General features: G+C 73.8%; 16 protein-coding genes and 1 tRNA gene. 1 reads left to right on the top strand and 16 read right to left on the bottom strand.

Translation table 11 applies throughout. From position 1 onward, the window contains the following. Nucleotides 1-8: 8 nt before the first annotated feature. Together AMK31_RS32455 and AMK31_RS32450 are read right to left on the bottom strand one after the other, a co-directional pair. Entirely contained in the window at nucleotides 9-635 is a 627-nt protein-coding gene (locus tag AMK31_RS32455) for a hypothetical protein (protein ID WP_073944486.1), read from the bottom strand. A 78-nt stretch (nucleotides 636-713) separates the two neighbouring features. Continuing rightward, a complete protein-coding gene (locus AMK31_RS32450) occupies nucleotides 714-1,739 on the bottom strand; it encodes an NADP-dependent oxidoreductase (protein ID WP_073944303.1) in 1,026 nt (341 codons plus the stop codon). Between the two features lie 137 nt (nucleotides 1,740-1,876). On the opposite strand from AMK31_RS32450, the gene AMK31_RS32445 reads away from it, so the two are divergent. Next, the gene (locus tag AMK31_RS32445; RefSeq protein WP_073944302.1) at nucleotides 1,877-3,604 is read left to right on the top strand and encodes an AfsR/SARP family transcriptional regulator; all 1,728 of its coding nucleotides are present in this window, start codon (nucleotides 1,877-1,879) and stop codon (nucleotides 3,602-3,604) included. A gap of 358 nt (nucleotides 3,605-3,962) precedes the next feature. On the opposite strand, the gene AMK31_RS32435 is transcribed toward AMK31_RS32445, so the two are convergent. The 14 genes from AMK31_RS32435 to AMK31_RS32370 form a co-directional block, all read right to left on the bottom strand. Beyond that, nucleotides 3,963-4,036 (bottom strand) — tRNA-Pro (locus tag AMK31_RS32435). 99 nt (nucleotides 4,037-4,135) lie between these two features. Further along, entirely contained in the window at nucleotides 4,136-5,386 is a 1,251-nt protein-coding gene (locus tag AMK31_RS32430; protein ID WP_073944301.1) for an MFS transporter, read from the bottom strand. 185 nt (nucleotides 5,387-5,571) lie between these two features. Then, on the bottom strand, nucleotides 5,572-5,931 hold the full coding sequence (locus AMK31_RS32425) for an MmcQ/YjbR family DNA-binding protein (protein ID WP_073944300.1): 360 nt from the start codon (nucleotides 5,929-5,931) through the stop codon (nucleotides 5,572-5,574). A gap of 30 nt (nucleotides 5,932-5,961) precedes the next feature. After that, nucleotides 5,962-6,504, bottom strand: a complete 543-nt coding sequence (locus AMK31_RS32420; protein WP_073944299.1) for a GNAT family N-acetyltransferase — start codon at nucleotides 6,502-6,504, stop codon at nucleotides 5,962-5,964. Next, nucleotides 6,501-7,085 (bottom strand): helix-turn-helix domain-containing protein, encoded by a 585-nt coding sequence (locus tag AMK31_RS32415; protein ID WP_073944298.1) that lies wholly within the window; start codon nucleotides 7,083-7,085, stop codon nucleotides 6,501-6,503. Before AMK31_RS32415 ends, AMK31_RS32420 begins: the two co-directional genes overlap by 4 nt. Nucleotides 7,086-7,145: 60 nt before the next feature. Next, nucleotides 7,146-8,519, bottom strand: a complete 1,374-nt coding sequence (locus tag AMK31_RS32410) for a B12-binding domain-containing radical SAM protein (protein WP_073944297.1) — start codon at nucleotides 8,517-8,519, stop codon at nucleotides 7,146-7,148. A 36-nt stretch (nucleotides 8,520-8,555) separates the two neighbouring features. Then, complete coding sequence (locus AMK31_RS32405) at nucleotides 8,556-9,458, bottom strand: LysR family transcriptional regulator (RefSeq protein ID WP_073944296.1); 903 nt, start codon at nucleotides 9,456-9,458, stop codon at nucleotides 8,556-8,558. Between the two features lie 36 nt (nucleotides 9,459-9,494). Continuing rightward, nucleotides 9,495-10,688, bottom strand: coding sequence for a glycine C-acetyltransferase (locus AMK31_RS32400; protein WP_073944295.1), 1,194 nt, complete (start codon nucleotides 10,686-10,688; stop codon nucleotides 9,495-9,497). A 31-nt stretch (nucleotides 10,689-10,719) separates the two neighbouring features. After that, nucleotides 10,720-11,748, bottom strand: coding sequence for an L-threonine 3-dehydrogenase (gene tdh, locus AMK31_RS32395; RefSeq protein ID WP_073944294.1), 1,029 nt, complete (start codon nucleotides 11,746-11,748; stop codon nucleotides 10,720-10,722). Between the two features lie 165 nt (nucleotides 11,749-11,913). Then, entirely contained in the window at nucleotides 11,914-12,477 is a 564-nt protein-coding gene (locus tag AMK31_RS32390) for a GAF domain-containing protein (protein ID WP_073944293.1), read from the bottom strand. 228 nt (nucleotides 12,478-12,705) lie between these two features. Next, nucleotides 12,706-13,344 carry a GTP-binding protein gene (locus AMK31_RS32385; RefSeq protein ID WP_073944292.1) on the bottom strand — a complete coding sequence of 213 codons (639 nt, stop codon included), beginning with the start codon at nucleotides 13,342-13,344 and terminating at the stop codon, nucleotides 12,706-12,708. After that, entirely contained in the window at nucleotides 13,322-13,699 is a 378-nt protein-coding gene (locus AMK31_RS32380) for a DUF742 domain-containing protein (RefSeq protein ID WP_073944291.1), read from the bottom strand. The genes AMK31_RS32385 and AMK31_RS32380 overlap by 23 nt, the downstream gene beginning before the upstream one ends. After that, nucleotides 13,696-14,130, bottom strand: coding sequence for a roadblock/LC7 domain-containing protein (locus AMK31_RS32375; protein ID WP_073944290.1), 435 nt, complete (start codon nucleotides 14,128-14,130; stop codon nucleotides 13,696-13,698). The genes AMK31_RS32380 and AMK31_RS32375 overlap by 4 nt, the downstream gene beginning before the upstream one ends. A gap of 62 nt (nucleotides 14,131-14,192) precedes the next feature. Further along, the gene (locus tag AMK31_RS32370; protein WP_073944289.1) at nucleotides 14,193-16,103 is read right to left on the bottom strand and encodes a sensor histidine kinase; all 1,911 of its coding nucleotides are present in this window, start codon (nucleotides 16,101-16,103) and stop codon (nucleotides 14,193-14,195) included. Between the last annotated feature and the right edge of the window lie 595 nt (nucleotides 16,104-16,698).

Raw genomic sequence — 16,698 nt, 5'->3', positions numbered from 1 at the left:
GGCTGTCGTCAGACGACAGCGGTCCCCTGCGGCGGACCCCGGGAGGTGATCGCGTGGACGAGGAGGAGGCGGCGCGGTGAGCGGTCCGCTCGGCGCCGCCGCACGCGCGGACGGGGCCGGTCGGGTACGACGGTCAGGGCGAGCGGCAGCCGCAGCGGTGCCGCCAGCCATCCGGCGACGGCGCGCAGGATGCGGAACGCGGCGCGTTCGCCGTGCGCGAGCCACAGCCCGCACAGCAGGGCTGCCAGGAGGTGGGCGGCGAGCATCCCGGAGGACGAGGCACCGGACGGGTCGGGAACGGTCGCCGGTCCGCCCGTGTGCCCCGCGTGCGACATGTGCCCCATCTGGGCCATGTGCGCGGTGTGCCCGAGGTCCGGTGTCCCGGACTGGGCGAGGGAGAACACCGAGTGCAGCGCGGTCTGGGCGGCGACCACGACGGTCGTGATCAGCGGCAGCCCGCGCTCGCGCCCGGCCAGGCCCCAGCCCACGGCACCGGTCGCGGCGAGACCGCCGGCCAGTGTCCAGCCGGGCACGTGCCGGCCGGACATGAGGACGTGGCCCAGGGCGGCGAGCAGCACACAGACGGCCGCGAACACCGCGGCCCGCACCGTGCGCGCACCCCACCCTGCAGTCATGACGGCCATATCCTCCCATCCGGCGCTCGATCCGTACTCGTGCGTACGGGATGCGTACGGAAATCGGGGGCCGACGACTCAGAGACGGACCAGCATCTTCCCGGTGTTGGCGCCGCTCAGCACGCCGAGGAACGCCTCCGGCGCGTGCTCGACGCCCTCCACGACCGTCTCCTTGGTGCGCAGGCTGCCGTCGCCCAGCCAGCGGGCCGCGCGGGCGGCGTAGTCGGGGAGCCGGTCCAGGTGGGCGGTCACCAGCAGTCCGCGCAGGGTGAGTTGCCTGAGCACCGCGTCGTAGAGGTTGGCGGGGCCCGGCACCGGGCCGGTGGCGTTGTAGCCGCTGATCATGCCGACCAGGGCCACCCGGCCCCCGCTGTTCAGGGCGCCGATCGCGGCCTGGAGGTGGTCCCCGCCGACGTTGTCGACGTACACGTCGATGCCGTCGGGCGCCGCCTCGGCCAGCTGCTCGGCGAGGGGCCCGGCACGGTGGTCGAGGGCCGCGTCGAAGCCGAACTCCTCCGTCAGGGCCCGGGTCTTGTCCGGCCCGCCCGCCGAGCCGACGACGCGTGACGCGCCGAATTTCCGGGCCAGTTGTCCGGCGACGCTGCCGACCGCGCCGGCGGCCCCGGAGACGAACACCACGTCGCCCTGCCGGACCGGAGCGGTCTCGGTGACGGCCAGATAGCCGGTGAAGCCGGTCTGGCCGAGGACGTGCAGGTGGTCCTGGGGGCGGGAGTCCGTCACGTCGAGGACGGCGACGTCGGCGGCGGCGAGCAGGGCGTACTCGCGCCAGCCCGCGAAGTGCGCCACCGTCGCGCCCACCGGGACGGCCGGGCTGCGCGAGGCCACCACCTCGCCGACGGCGTGGCCCTCCAGCACCCGGCCCACCTCGAACGGGGCGACGTAGGAGGGGGTGTCGTCCATCCGTCCGCGCATGTACGGGTCCACGGACATCCAGGTGTTGCGGACCAGGACCTGCCCGTCGCCCGGCTCGGGCACCTCGGTGCGCACCAGCCGGAAGTCGCCGGGCGCCGGCGTGCCGTGCGGCCGGGCGGCGAGGTGGATCTCCCGGCTGACGGCGGGGGTGGAAGCGGTGTACGCGGTCATGGCTCAACCCTTCGGTGTTCGCGGCGTGTTGACGTTGTGACGTCGTCGCTGATGTTCCGAACGGTGCCGGAGGCCACTTCAGGTCTTCTTCGGGTTCTCTGCAGGTCCTTGATCGGCGGTCCGGCTATCGTTCAGGCGTGCGTTTCGGGGTGCTCGGCCCACTGGCCGTGTGGACGGAGGACGGCCTGCCGGTGCATGTGCCGGAGGCGAAGGTGCGGGCGCTGCTCGCACACCTGCTGCTCGCCGAGGGCCGGCCGGTGCCGGCGGACCGGCTGATCGAGGGCCTGTGGGGCGACCGGCTCCCCCGCAACCCGGCCGCCGCGCTGCAGACCCGCGTCTCCCAGCTGCGCCGGGCGCTGGAGGCGGGCGAGCCCGGCGGCCGGAACCTGGTCGTCCGGCAGCCGCCCGGCTACCTGCTCGCCGTCTCCCCCGACGCGGTCGACGCGGGCACGTTCCGCGCGCTGGCCGCCCGCGCCCGCGAGGCCGGCGGCCCCCGCGACCGGACGGCCCTGCTGGCGGACGCGCTGGGCCTGTGGCGGGGGCCCGCGTACGCCGACGTGTCGGACGAGGACTTCGCGCGCACGGCGATCGTCCGGCTCGAGGACGAGCGGGTGACCGTGCTGGAGGCGCACGCGCAGGCCCGCCTCGACCTCGGCGAGCACGACACGCTGGCCGGTGAACTCAGCGCCCTGCTCGCCCATCACCCGCTCTGCGAACGCCTGCACGCCGCCCACCTGCGCGCCCTGTACCTGGCGGGCCGGCAGAGCGAGGCCCTGGCCGCCTACGAGCGGCTGCGCGCCCGCCTGGCCGACGAACTGGGCGTGGATCCGGGCCCCGAGGTGCGTGCCCAGTACGAGGCGATCCTCCGGCAGCACGACTCCGCGCCGGGCACCGTCGCCCCGCCCGTCGCGCCGCTGCCGGCCGTCGTGGCCCCGCTCGTCGGCCGGGTGGACGCGGTGGCCGAGATACGGTCGCTGCTCGCGTCGGCCCGGCTGGTGACGCTGACCGGGCCGGGCGGGGTCGGCAAGACGAGCCTCGCCCTGGAGGTGGTGCGCGCCTTCGGCGCGGAGGACGTCGGGTACGTCGACCTGGCCGGACCGGACCCGTCGTCCGCCACTCCGGAGTCGGTGTCCGCCCTGATCGCCCGCGCCCGGGCCGCCCGGCCCTCTCTGCTCCTCCTGGACACCTGCGAGCACGTCGTCGAGGCGGTCGCCGAGGTGACCGAGGGCCTGCTGCGCGCGGAGCCCGGCCTGCGCGTCCTCGCCACCGGCCGGGAACCGCTCGGCGTGCCCGGCGAACGCGTGTGGACCGTACCGCCGCTCAGCACGCCGCCGCCGCGGACGCCCCCGGCCGAACTGCCTTCGTACGACGCGGTGAAACTGTTCACCGACCTCGCGCCCACGGGCTTCCGGCTGGGCCCCGGCAACGCGTCGGCCGTCGCCGCGATCTGCCGGCGGCTGGACGGGCTGCCCCTCGCCCTGGAACTGGCCGCCGCCCGGTTGCGCGCCCTCGGCGCCGCCGAGCTGGCCGCCCGGCTCGACGCCGACCTGTTCGCCGTACTCACCACGACGGGCCGGCGCGCCGGCCCCGCGCGGCAGCGGACCCTGCGCGCCACGCTGGAGTGGAGCTGGGCGCTGCTCTCCCCTCCCGAGCGGGCCCTCCTGCGCCTGCTGGGCGGGGGCGACGACGGCCACGCGCTCGCGGACGTCGAGAAGACCGCCGCCGGGGAGGGGCTGCCGGACTCGGCCCTGGACGTGTTGTCCCGGCTGGTGGACCGCTCGCTGGTGCTGCTGGAGGACGGCGCCGACGGACCCCGCTACCGGCTGCCGGAGACGGTCCGCGCCTATCTGCGGGAAACCGGGTAGGGCCGTCACGCGTGCGGAGCTGTCACGAGCCGGTCGCGACCACGAGGCCGAAGCCGATCAGCACGACGCCCGTGGTCCGTCCGAGCGCGCGGCGGGTCCCCGGCCTTTCGAGGACCTGCCGGGCCTTGGCCGGCAGGAGCACGTAGCCGCCCAGCCAGACGACGGTGAGGGCGGCCCTTCCCGCCCTGCAGGCCCGCGTCCACCGACCTGCTGCTCCACGTGCGTCTCGTCGAGCAGGGACACGCGGCCGCGCGTGCCGGAGGGCCCTCCTCGACGCGACCGCCGAAAGCGGCCTCCCGGAATGACCGAAGGCCGATTCGGATCTCCGAATCGGCCTTCGGCCTTCGACTCTCACAAGTCGGGACGACAGGATTTGAACCTGCGACCCCTTGACCCCCAGTCAAGTGCGCTACCAAGCTGCGCCACGTCCCGATGCCGTCTGACCTGGGGTTTCCCCTGGCCGAACGCGCAGAGAAACAATACCGCACTCGGGTCGGTGCTCGCGCACCCCTTTATCGGTGGGCGCGTGCCTCAGCGGCGGAGGGCGGGCTTTCCCGGGGGCGTGGGCGTGCGGGACGCGGAGGGGGTGTCGACGCGGACGAGGCCGCGGATCGCCCGTACCGACAGCAGGGAGATCACGACGACGAAGCTCATCGCCCCGGCGACCAGCAGCACCTGCCGCGCGCCGAGCACGGAGGCCGCCGGTCCCGCTAGGGCTTGGCCGACGGGCATCATCGCCAGCGAGCCGGCCACGTCGTAGGCGTGGATGCGGTTGAGGACGTCCGGCTGGACCTGTGTCTGCACGGTCGTCGCCCACATCACGCCCCAGAACGACAGCCCGGCCCCGGCGACCGCGGCCCCGGCCGCCATGGCGGGGACGCCGAGTCCGAGGCCGACGGCGAGCGGGTACCCGGCGAAGCCGGTCAGGGCGATCGCGCCGGCGCGCAGCATCCGGCGGGGCCGCAGCCGCAGGGCGAGGAGTCCGCCGACGACGGTGCCGGCGCCGAGGGCGGAGTTGACCAGGCCGTAGGCGCGCGGCCCGTGGTCGCGCACCACCTCGGTGGCCACCAGGGGACCGGTCGGCCCCCAGACGGCGATCATGTAGAGGCACCAGACGGCGATCACGCCCCACAGCCAGGTCCTGGAGCGGAACTCGTGCCAGCCCTCGACCAGGTCCGCCCGGAAGGTGCCCGCCGCGTGACCGGTGGGGCGGCTGTCGGGGGCGAGCGGGGGCAGGCGCAGCAGCAGGAGGCACAGGGCGCTGATCGCGTAGGTGGCGGCGTGGGCGGCGAACACCCCGCCGGGTGAGGCGAAGCCGACGAGCAGGCCGGCGACGGCGGGTCCGGCGAGCTGGGCGACCGACTCGGCGACCCGGATCGCCCCGTTGGCACCCTGGACGTCCGCGGCGAGGCGGGGCACCATGCTGGCCACGCCGGGCTGGAAGAGGGCCCCCGCGGCGCCGTTGACCAGGCCGATCGCGCAGATCTCCCAGAGGACCACGTGGTCGGCGAGGAACAGCCCCGCCGCGACGGCCTGGGTGCCGAGGCGGACCAGGTCGGCCCAGATCATCAGCGTGCGGGTGGCGAACCGGTCGGCGATCACCCCGGCGAAGACGACGAGCCCGGCGAAGGTGGCGGCGGTCGCGGCCATCGCCAGGCCGACCGCGCCGGCTCCGTACCCGTGCTGGAGCAGGCCCGCGGCCAGGGCGACCGGCGGCATGGTGTCGCCGAGCCGGGCGACGGCGCGGGCGACGAAGAACAGGCCGAAGTCACGTGACCACAAGCCGTGCGAGCCGGGGCCGGGGACGGCTTCGCTACCGGTGCCGGTCGCCGTGCCTCCCCCGCTCGCCCCGCTTCCCCGGCCCTCCCCCTGCGACGGTGTCCCGGACGTCACTGGCCCACTCCCTCCCCGGCCCCCACTCGGGCCCGGGGATCATGCCACGGCGGCCGGGCGCGCCCAAGGGATTTTCACTCCGCGGCCGGCAGCCCCAACTGCGGGTGGGAGTCCAGGAGTCGGGGCGGGGCCGCCTGCCGCCAGGAGTCGGCGAGGATGTCCCGCAGTTCCGTCTCGTCCTCCAGCGCGGCGAGCCGTACCCGCACCCAGGCGAACTGGGCCTCGTGGTCGGCGATCCAGAACTTCTCCGGTTCGGCCAGGGCCAGTTCGTCACGCTCGTCCTTGGGACAGCGCACCGCCATGGAGGTCTCGTCCTCGGGCAGCGTGGCGAACATCTTCCCCGCCACCCGGAACGTGGGCATGCTCCAGGCGATCTTCTCCGTGGTGTCCGGCAGCGACAGGGCGATACGGCGTACGTCTTCGGCATCCGACATGCCCCGCACGGTAGCCCCTGCCACTGACATTCACCTGGTGGGAGCCGTACCGGCGGCGCCGGGGAGCCGCTTGTAGTAGATCGTCGTCGGCCGCAGTTCCCCGCCGGGTGCCGCCGCGTAGTCGGGGATCGCGCCGAGCCGCGTCCAGCCCGCCGAGCCGTACAGACGCTCGGCGAGGCTGTCGGTCTCGGTGTCGAGGTGGAGCAGGGTGATCCCGGACCCGGCGGCGGCCCGCTCGGCGGTGGCCAGGAGGCGGCGCCCGATGCCCCGGCCGCGGCCGTCGCGGCGCACCATCAGCTTGACCACCTCGGCGCGGTGGCGGCTGTTGGCCTTGCCGGCGAAGGCGAGGCCGACGGTGCCGACCAGCCGGTCCCCGTCGTCCGCCGCCCAGACGGCGAGCTGCCCGGTGGCGACCTCCGCGGCCCGCTCCCGCCACCAGGCCGCGGCCTCGGCGGGGTCGAGCGGGCCGAGGAAGCCGACGGAGGCGCCGCCCGCCACGGTGTCGACCAGCAGCTCCGCGAACTCGTCGGCCCGCTCGCGCAGTCGGCCGGCGTCCAGCCGGACGATGGTCACGGCAGCACCACCGCCAGCACATAGCGCGCCTCGCGGGGACCCGCGCACCGGAACCGCGTCGGACCCCACACCCGCAGGCGCAGGCAGTCCCCGGCGTCGAGACGGTGCCCGACGTCCTGCGCGGTCACCTCCAGGGCGCCCTCCAGCACCCAGATGTGCTGTTCGAGGCCGGGCACGGGCGGCCGGTCGTAGGCCAGGTCGGCGCCCGGGGCGAGCCGTCCCTCGACGAGTTCGCCGCGCAGCCCGGGGTGCGGCGGCGACACGGAGCGCCGTACGAACCCGGAGGCACGGTCCTCCCACACCGGCTGTTCGGCGGCGCGCAGCAGCGGCGCGGGCTCCGCCTCGACCTCGCTGAGCAGCCGGGACATGGTGCGTCCGTAGACGTTGCACAGACGGTTCAGGACGGCGGCGGTGGGGCTGATCTCCGCCCGTTCGGCGCGGGACAGGGTGGACCGGCTGACCCCGCTGCGCTCCGCCAGCTCGCCGAGCGACCAGCCGTGTTCGGCCCGCAGCTCCGCGAGGCGGGCGCCGAGCCGGGCGTCGACGGGGTCCGGCCCGGCGTCGGAGAGGTTCTGTTTCATATCCGGGATGTTATCCCGGATATGAAACAGAGTGGGAGGCAGACAGGGGGCGGCCGCCGATCATTGCCTCCCGCCGAACGCCGCCAGCGTCCGCTCCAGCGCCGGCAGCGCCCGCACCACCCGCTTCGAGCGGATCAGCAGGTCCCACGCGGGCTCGAACTTCTTCCAGCCGCCCGCGTACGCCAGGTGCCGCAGCCGCTCGTGCGGGCCGGGCTGCGCCGCCGAGCCGCGCCAGATGCTGGACCAGCGGTAGAAGTCGCGGTACGCCCGCCAGTAGCCGTCCTCCAGTTGACGCGGGGTCATCCCCTTGGGGCGGTGGACGACGTGGCGGGTGTCGTAGAGGTCCCAGTCGCGGTGCACGATCCGCCCCTCGGACTCCAGCTGCTTCCACAAGCCGGTCGACGGATACGGCGTCATGATGTGGAAAGTCGCCGTCTCGATGCCCTGGTCGACCGCCCACGCCACGGTCCGGTCGAACACGTCCGGCCCGTCCTGGTCGAGGCCGAAGACGAAGCTGGCGTTGACCATGACCCCGGCGTCGTGCAGCCGCCGTACCGCCGCCGCGTAGTCGGTGCCGATGTTCTGGTTCTTGCGGCGCTCGGCGAGGTTGGCGTCGTTGACGGTCTCGAAGCCGACGAACAGGCTGCGCAGCCCGGCCTCCACGGCGCGCTCCAGCAGGTCCGGCTTCAGCACGGAGCTGACCGTGCCCGCCGCCTGCCACAGGCGGCCCATCCCCTTCATGCCGTCGAACAGCGCCTCGGCGAACCGCCGGTTGCCGAGCAGGTGGTCGTCGAGGAAGTACAGGTGGCGGCCGGGCAGCCGGTCGATCTCGGCGAGGGCGTCGTCGACGGCCTGGGTGTAGAAGGACTTCCCGCCCTCGAAGAAGGCGTCCTTGTAGCAGAAGTCGCAGTGGTGCGGGCAGCCGCGGGACACCACGATCGAGTTGGGGACGAGGTACAGGTGGCGCTTGATCAGGTCACGGCGGACCGGCGGCAGTCCGGCGAGGGTGCGCAACGTCGAGTCGTAACGGCGGGCGGGCACGCCGTCGCGGAAATCCTTCAGGAACAGCGGCCAGGTGTCCTCGCCGGGGCCGGTGAAGATCGTGTCGGCGTGCGCCGCGGCCTCCTCGGGCAGCGAGGTCACGTGCAGTCCGCCCATGGCCACGTGCACGCCGCGGGCACGGAAGTGGTCGGCTATCTCGTAGGAGCGTCTGGCGGAGGTGATGTACGGCTGGACGACCAGCAGGTCGGGGGTCGGCAGGGCCTCCAGGTCGAGGCGCTCCACGTGTTCGTCGTGGAGGGTGACCTCGTCGTCGGGGTCGAGGTAGCCGGCGAGGGTGGCCAGGCCCAGGGGCGGGAACAGCGAGTACTTGATGGGCCGGAACAGCGGGCTCGTCGCCTCGGTCAGGGCCGGGAGGATCATCGTCACACGCATGACAGCCCAGACTGCGTTCGGCCGCCGACCGGTTCCCTACCCTTCGGCGGCCGCCCGCAGCGCGTCCAGCACGGGCCGGATCAGCGGGTGCTCCTCGGCGCCCCGGCGGACGGCCGCGAAGACCCGGCGGGTGGGCGCCACCCCGTCGACCGGCCGGACCACCACCCCCGCCAGGTCCATGCCGCGCAGCGCCGAGCGCGGTACGAGGGCCACGCCCGCGTCGGCCGAGGCCAGCGCCACGACGGCGCGGAAGTCGTCGGAGGAGTGCTCCAGACGCGGCTGGAACCCGGCGCTCTCGCAGGCCAGCACGACCACGTCATGGCAGGGGTTGCCGGGGTACGGGCCGATCCACGGGTCCTTGGCCAGCTCCGCCAGCGGTACCTCCGGGGCGTCGGCGAGCCGGTGGGTGACGGGGACGACCGCGTCGAACGGCTCCGCGTACAGCGGCACGTGCGTCAGCCGGGGATCGTCGGCGGGCGGCGCCCCCCGGTACTCGACGGCCACCGCCACGTCGACCTGCCGGTCCAGCACCATCGGCAGGCTGGCGTCGCCCTCGGCGTCCTGGACCCGGATGCCGATGCCGGGCGAGGTGCGGGCGAGACGGGCCACGGCGGGCGCGACGACCTGGGCGATGCCGGTCGCGAAGGCGGCGACGGTCACCGTGCCCGCCGCGCCCGAGCTGTACGCGGCGAGCTCGGCCTCGGCCCGCTCCAGCTGGGCGAGGACGAGGTTGGTGTGTTCGAGCAGGATCTCGCCGGCGGGGGTGAGCCGTACGCCCTTGGCGCCGCGCTCCACCAGCCGGTGGCCGGTCTCCTGCTCCAGGGCCGTCAGCTGCTGGGAGACCGCGGACGGCGTGAGATACAGCGCGGCGGCAGCCGCCGTCACCGTGCGGTGGTCCGCCACCGCACGGAGGATGTGCAGCCGCCGCGCTTCGATCACGGGGTCGATTCTCTCAGGTCGGGAGACCGGCCCGGATCAGCCGGCCAGCTCCGCGCGGGCGGCCACGAACGCGTCCACGGCCCGGTTGACGTCGTCCGTGGAGTGCGCGGCGGACAGCTGGACCCGGATCCGGGCCTGGCCCTGCGGCACCACCGGGTAGGAGAAGCCGATGACGTACACGCCGCGCTCCAGCAGCAGCTCGGCCATCCGGCCCGCCTCGGCGGCGTCGCCGATCATCACGGGCGCGATGGCGTGGTCGCCGGGGAGGATGTCGAAGCCCTCCTCGGTCATCCGGCGGCGGAACAGCGCGGTGTTCTCGCGGAGCCGGACACGCAGGTCGTCCGCGGCCTCCAGCAGGTCGAGGACCTTCAGCGAGGCGGCGGCGATCACCGGGGCGAGGGTGTTGGAGAACAGGTACGGCCGGGAGCGCTGGCGCAGCAGGGCGACGATCTCGGCGCGGGCGGCGACGTAGCCGCCGGAGGCGCCGCCGAGCGCCTTGCCGAGGGTGCCGGTGATGATGTCGACGCGGTCCATCACGCCGTGCAGCTCGGGGGTGCCGCGCCCGCCGGGGCCGACGAAGCCGACGGCGTGCGAGTCGTCGACCATGACCATGGCGTCGTACCGGTCGGCGAGGTCGCAGATCTCCCGCAGCGGCGCCACATAGCCGTCCATGGAGAAGACGCCGTCGGTGACGATCAGGCGGCGGCGCGCGTCGGAGGCCTCCTTCAGCTGGCGCTCCAGGTCCTCCAGGTCCCGGTTGGCGTAGCGGAAGCGGCGGGCCTTGGACAGGCGGATGCCGTCGATGATCGACGCGTGGTTGAGGGCGTCGGAGATCACCGCGTCCTCGGGGCCGAGCAGCGTCTCGAAGACACCGCCGTTGGCGTCGAAGCAGGAGGAGTACAGGATCGTGTCCTCCTGGCCGAGGAAGGCGGACAGCCGCGCCTCCAGCTCCTTGTGCACCTCCTGGGTGCCGCAGATGAAGCGCACGGAGGCCATGCCGTAGCCCCAGCGGTCCAGCGCCTCGTGGGCCGCGGCGACGACCTCGGGGTGGTCGGCGAGACCGAGGTAGTTGTTGGCGCAGAAGTTGAGGACCTCGCCGGGACGGCCGCCCGCGGTGACGTTCACGGTCGCGGACTGCGGGGTGCCGATCACCCGCTCCGGCTTGTGCAGGCCGGCGGCGCGGATCTCGTCGAGGGTGGCGCGCAGGTCGTCGCGCACGGAGTCGAACATCGAGGAAGCTCCTAAAGCTGTACGGGGACTGCTACGCGGTCCAGTCGAGGATGACCTTGCCGCCGCGGCCGCTCGCCGCGTCGGCGAACGCCGCCTCGAAGTCGCGGTAGTCGTACCGGCCGGTGATCACGGGGGCGAGGTCGAGGCCGCCTTCGAGCAGCACCGACATGGCGTACCAGGTCTCGAACATCTCCCGGCCGTAGATGCCCTTGACGGTGATCATCGAGGTGACGATCCGGGCCCAGTCGACCGGGAACTCCTCGGACGGCAGGCCGAGCATGGCGATCCGGCCGCCGTGCGTCATGTTGGCGATCATGTCGCGCATCGCCTCGGGGCGGCCGGACATCTCCAGTCCGATGTCGAAGCCCTCGCGCAGGCCCAGCTCCCGCTGCCCGTCGGCGATCGTCGTGCCGGAGACGTTCAGCGCGAGGCTCACCCCTATCTTGCGGGCCAGCTCCAGGCGCTCCTCGCTGACATCGGTGATCACCACGTTGCGGGCACCGGCGTGCCGGGCCACCGCGGCGGCCATCAGACCGATCGGGCCGGCGCCGGTGATCAGCACGTCCTCGCCCACCAGCGGGAACGACAGCGCGGTGTGCACCGCGTTGCCGAACGGGTCGAAGATCGCCGCGACGTCGAGGTCCACCGGCACCCGGTGTACCCACACGTTGGACGCGGGCAGCGACACGTACTCGGCGAACGCGCCGTCCCGGCCGACGCCGAGGCCGACCGTGGCCCGGCACAGGTGGCGGCGTCCGGCCAGGCAGTTGCGGCACTTGCCGCACACCAGATGGCCCTCGCCGCTGACCCGGTCGCCGACCGCGATGTCGGTGACGTCCCGGCCGGTCCCGACGACCTCGCCGACGAACTCGTGCCCGACGACGAGCGGGGTGCGGATCGCCTGCTGCGCCCAGCCGTCCCAGGACCGGATGTGCAGATCGGTGCCGCAGATACCGGTGCGCAGCACCTTGATCAGTACGTCGCCGGGTCCGACGGCGGGCTCCGGGACGTCCGCGAGCCAGAGCCCGGGCTCCGCCTTCTCCTTGACCAGCGCCTTCAACGCAACGGCTCCTGAGGGTGAGATCCCGGCCGCGGGCATGCCGAATAAGCCCGTGGACGGGGAGAGGTGTGGAATCGCCTAGCAATCTTCCGTACGAGGATGCCCCCGGTCCATCGAGGTTTTCTTAAGCGGCGCCACAGCTTTCCTTCACACCCCCCGGAGGGGTCAACGCGCGGGGCCGCCCTCCAGGCGTGCGGCGAGATCCGCGGCCGTCGACTTGATGGTCTCCAGGCCGAGGCGGCCCCAGGGGCGGGGCGCGACGTCGGCGACGGACACCGTGCCCAGCACCATGCCGGTGGTGTCGATGAGCGGGGCGCCGAGATAGGAGCGGATGCCGAACTCGTCGACGACCGGGTTGCCCGCGAACCGCGGATAGTCGCGGACGTCCTCCAGGACGAGCGCCTTGCGCCGGGCCACCACATGGGGGCAGAAGCCGTGGTCGCGCGGCAGATGGCGGCCGACCACGGGCCGGGGACCGCCGTCGGGCCCGGCGGGCCCGGCCGCCGGGGCGCGCAGACCGGCGAAGAACTGCCCGTGCTCGTGCAGGAAGTTGACCATGGCGTACGGCGCCCCGGTGTGCGCGGCGAGCTGTGCCGCGAAGGCGTCGAGGGCGGGCTCCGGGCGCTCCCCGAGACCGAGTCCGCGCAGCCGCAGGGTGCGGGCGGGGGCCTCCTTGTCCTCGGGGGTGAGCAGCAGACGACCGGCCGGGCGCGGCGGGTCGTAGCTCATGGGCGGGCTCCGTCGCTGTGGGCGGATGTCATGTGCGGCTCCGTGCGATGGGGCGAAGGGACGATGGGCGGTCGGGGAGGTCGGGGAGGTCGGGTGACATGGGGACGGTCAGTGGCATGGGGACGATCGGGGGCATTGGGACGGTCGGGGCCGGTCGGGCGTCGGGGGCGGTCGGACAGTCGGGGCCGGTGTCGTCGTCGGGGGTGGTGGCGTCGTAGGGGCCGGTGGTCACCGGTGCGCGCCGTGGCTCGGCGCGGGGACGGAGGGGGCGTGGGCGATGAGGTGCCGGACCAGGGTGAGCAGGGTCTGGACACCGGAGGCGGAGATCCGGGCGTCGCAGCGGACCACGGGGATCCGCGGGTCGAGGTCGATGGCGGCCCGCACCTCCTCGGGGTCGTAGCGGTGCGCCCCGTCGAACTCGTTGACGGCGATGATGAAGCCGAGGCCGCGCTCCTCGAAGAAGTCGACGGCCGCGAAGCACTCCTCCAGCCGGCGGGTGTCGGCGAGGATGACCGCGCCGAGCGCGCCCTCGGACAACTCGTCCCACATGAACCAGAACCGTTCCTGTCCGGGTGTGCCGAACAGGTACAGCACATGGTCGGAGTCGAGGGTGATCCGACCGAAGTCCATGGCGACGGTCGTCTCCATCTTGTTCTCGATGCCGTCGAGGTTGTCGGTTCCGACGCTGACGGTGGTGAGGAGCTCCTCGGTGCTCAGCGGGGCGATCTCGCTGACCGCGCCGACGAAAGTGGTCTTGCCGACCCCGAACCCGCCCGCGACCAGGATCTTCAGGGCGGTGGGAAAGGGGTCGGCGCCGTCGTCGTGACCGGCGGTGTAGTCGTACTCAGAGCTGTCGTCGTAGTCCATCGAGCACTGCCTCCAGAAGGGCCCGGTCCGTGGGGTTGTGGTGGAAGGCGGGGGGCTTGGTGGTCAGCGCCCCGCAGTCGACGAGGTCCGCCAGCAGCACCTTGGCGACCACCGCCGGCAGCTTCAGATGGGCGGCGATCTCGGCGACCGAGACGGGTGCGCGGCACAGGTCGAGGGCCTGCGCGTGTTCGGGGCCGAGGTAGCCGAGGGCGGTGGCGCCGGTGGCCATCACCTGCGACATCAGGTCGAGCGCGACGGTGGGGCGGGTGCGGCCGTTGCTGACCGTGAACGGGCGCACCAGCCGCCCGGCCGCGTCATCGAGCCAGGGCCCGTCGCCGGCCGTCGCCGCGCTCAAGGCCTCATCGCCGTGGGTTCGACGGCGTGCTGCCGGGGCGCGGTCACCAGGTACGGGCGGACGCTCTTGACCAGCATCGCCATCTCGTAGCCCAGCACGGCCGCGTCGGCCTCCCGGCCGGCGAGCACGGCGAGACAGGTGCCGGAGCCGGCGGTGGTGACGAACAGCAGGGTCGAGTCCAGCTCGACGACCACCTGCCGGACGTCGCCGCCGTCGCCGAAGCGCACTCCGGCGCTGCGGCCGAGGGAGTAGAGGCCGGAGGCCAGCGCCGCCATGTGGTCGGCGCTGTCGGGATCGAGGCCGTGCACCGACTTCACCAGGCCGTCGCAGGACAGCAGGACCGCGCTGGTGGTGTGGGGGACGCGCTGCACGAGGCCGCTCATCAGCCAGTCGAGATCGGATACGAGGCCGGTGGAGGCATCGCTCGCCATGGTGGATCGACTCCTTGGGGTACGAAGGTCTGCGGGAGCGCAGGGGGGTGGGGCGGGGGTGGTCATCCGGCGGACGCGCTCCCGTCGTGCCGGGTGGTGGAACGGAGGTCGGAGGCCATCGCCTCGGGGGTCACGGACGCGCGTACGGGTCGTACTGGTCGTACGTCCAGCGGGGGTACGACCGTGGTGGGCGGCTCCGCGGGGACCGGGCCGGGCTGGGGGTCGCCCGCCGGCTCCAGGCTCTGCTGGGCCTCGGCGAGACCGATGCCCCGCTGGAAGGCCGCCATCAGGCCGGGGTCGTGGCCGACGGGCTGGTCGTCGTCCTGGCGCGGTACGGGGCCGCCGCGCAGCTGGGGGACGATGTGTTCCTGCGCGCGGCGCCGGGGCAGCCGGGGCTTGCCCATGGTGCCGCGCACGACACCGCCGTGCCGGGGCACGGGCGGCACCCCCTCCCGCTCGGCGACGACCGGCCGGTCCTCGGCACGGATGCCGGGAGCCGCGTCCGCGGGGTTCACCCGCTCGGTACGCGGGCCACGGGTGGGGAGGGGGGCGGGGTGAGCGCCGGGGTCGGGGTGCGCACCCTGGTCGGGGAAGGCGGCGGAGTGCGTGCCCGGGCGGACGTGGACGTCCTGCCCGTTGTGGGCGCGCTGGTGGACCGGCTGGTGCCGGGGCTGCGGTGCGGGCGAGGGTGCCGTGCCCGTCCCCGTGCCCCCGGCCGCGCCGGCAGCTCGCCCCGTGTTCTCCTCCGCTTCGCCACCCGAACCCGCGGCCGCGCCCAGCAGCTCCTGGGGTACGACGAGCACGGCCTGCACGCCCCCGTAGATGTTGGACTGCAGGCGCACCTCGATCCCGTGCCGGCGGGCGAGTTGGGAGACGACGTACAGCCCGATGCGGCCGTCCGCCAGCAGGCGGGCCACATTGACCTGGTCGGGGTCGTGGAGCAGCTGGTTCATCCGCGCCTGCTCGTCGACCGGCATGCCGAGGCCGCGGTCCTCGACCTCGACGGCGAGCCCGGACGTGACGAGGCTGGCGCGCAGCAGCACCTGGGTGTGCGGGGCGGAGAACACCGTGGCGTTCTCGACGAGTTCGGCGAGCAGGTGGATCACGTCGGCGACGGCGTGGCCGCGCAGGGTGCCGTCGATCGGCGGGACGAGTTTGACCCGCGAGTACTGCTCCACCTCGGCGATCGCCGAGCGCAGCACCTCGGTCATGGAGACCGGGTTGCTCCACTGCCGCCGCGAGACGGCACCGCCGAGCACGGCCAGGTTCTCGGCGTGGCGCCGGGTCCGGGTGGCGAGGTGGTCGACGTGGAACAGGCTCTTGAGCAGGTCGGGGTCCTCGATCTCGTTCTCGAGGTCGTCAAGGAGGGCGATCTCGCGGTGCACCAGGGACTGCAGCCGGCGGGCCAGGTTGACGAAGACTTCGAGTTTCTGTTCGCTGCCGGTCTGGCTGGAGAGCTGCGCGGCCTGCACGACGGCGGTGACGGCGCCGTCGTGCAGGCGGGTGAGGTCGGCGGCGAGCAGGTCGAAGTCGTCGGCGTCCTCGGGCGGTGCGCCGTGCGGGGCGAGCGGGGGCGGCGCCTCGCCGCGCCGGAGTCCTTCGACGAGGGCGCGCAGGTCGGCCTCGCGCCGTGTGCTGCCGCGGCGCAGCGCGGCGACGCGTTCGTGCACCGACCGGGCGGCGCGCCGGGCGGCCACGGCGGCGATCACGATGCCGGCGAGGGCCACGCATGCCGCCCCGGCGAGGACGGCCCACAGGGTGAGACCGGTCCGTACGCCGGTGGAGCGGACGGTGAACAGCACGGCCGCGCAGCCGCCGAGGGCGACCGCGACGGGCGGCAGGACGGCGAGGCGCAGCAGTTGGGACCGTATGTGTGCCTCGGGCAGTGCGGGGGCAGTGCGGGCGACCGGTCGCCCGTGCCGTCCGCCTTCACGGCGGTCTGCGCGTGCGGCCGGTGCGCGGAGGTGTGACATCGGTGTCCTCGTACTGGTCCGTGTACTGGTCCGTCGGTCGGATGCCCTGGCGCGCGGTGCCGCGCGATACGGGCATGCGCCATCGCGGCCGGTCGGCAGCACCGGTGAACTGGTTCTGCGTCGCCCGACGGACACTGACAGTAGTCGCCCGCGCATCATGTGCGGTGGGCAGTTGCCAAAGACCCCCGCAGAGCGTCCCACTCTGGTATGAGGCCTCGTACGACAGACCGATGAGCCCCTCGTTCGACCGCACGCCGAACGAAACGGAACGATCAGTGCTGGTCAGAAGCGGTCCGAATCGAAGGAGGCGACCGCGACCCCTTCCCCGCCTGGCGCCGCGCCCCGACGGGCGCGCTCCCGTTCGCCGGGCCTTTCACCACCGCCCGCCCCCCATCAGGGCAAGGGGGGAGCATCACCGAGCGTCACCAACCGCTGGCCAAGGCCCTGTCATCGCACCGACTCGCCTCGCACGACGGCCGTACGACCGCCGCACGGCCGTCACATGGACGGCCGTGCGGCAGCCACGCGACGGCACATCCGGCCCGGAAAGCCACGGACGCGGCCGCACTCACGGCTGCACCTAACTAGCTATACC

The organism is Streptomyces sp. TSRI0107 (genome assembly GCF_001905845.1).
Taxonomy (GTDB): Bacteria; Actinomycetota; Actinomycetes; order Streptomycetales; family Streptomycetaceae; genus Streptomyces.
This window is presented reverse-complemented; position numbering and strand designations above follow the sequence as displayed.

Bases quoted from the DNA above. Each gene is read 5' to 3' on its own strand.
- AMK31_RS32425 (WP_073944300.1), bottom strand. From the start codon at position 5,931: ATGTCGGATGCCGAAGACGTACGCCGTATCGCCCTGTCGCTGCCGGAC.
- AMK31_RS32410 (WP_073944297.1), bottom strand. From the start codon at position 8,519: ATGCGTGTGACGATGATCCTCCCGGCCCTGACCGAGGCGACGAGCCCG.
- AMK31_RS32385 (WP_073944292.1), bottom strand. From the start codon at position 13,344: ATGGACTACGACGACAGCTCTGAGTACGACTACACCGCCGGTCACGAC.
- AMK31_RS32375 (WP_073944290.1), bottom strand. From the start codon at position 14,130: ATGGCGAGCGATGCCTCCACCGGCCTCGTATCCGATCTCGACTGGCTG.
- AMK31_RS32415 (WP_073944298.1), bottom strand. From the start codon at position 7,085: ATGAAACAGAACCTCTCCGACGCCGGGCCGGACCCCGTCGACGCCCGG.
- AMK31_RS32370 (WP_073944289.1), bottom strand. From the start codon at position 16,103: ATGTCACACCTCCGCGCACCGGCCGCACGCGCAGACCGCCGTGAAGGC.
- AMK31_RS32400 (WP_073944295.1), bottom strand. From the start codon at position 10,688: ATGTTCGACTCCGTGCGCGACGACCTGCGCGCCACCCTCGACGAGATC.
- AMK31_RS32455 (WP_073944486.1), bottom strand. From the start codon at position 635: ATGACTGCAGGGTGGGGTGCGCGCACGGTGCGGGCCGCGGTGTTCGCG.
- AMK31_RS32390 (WP_073944293.1), bottom strand. From the start codon at position 12,477: ATGAGCTACGACCCGCCGCGCCCGGCCGGTCGTCTGCTGCTCACCCCC.
- AMK31_RS32450 (WP_073944303.1), bottom strand. From the start codon at position 1,739: ATGACCGCGTACACCGCTTCCACCCCCGCCGTCAGCCGGGAGATCCAC.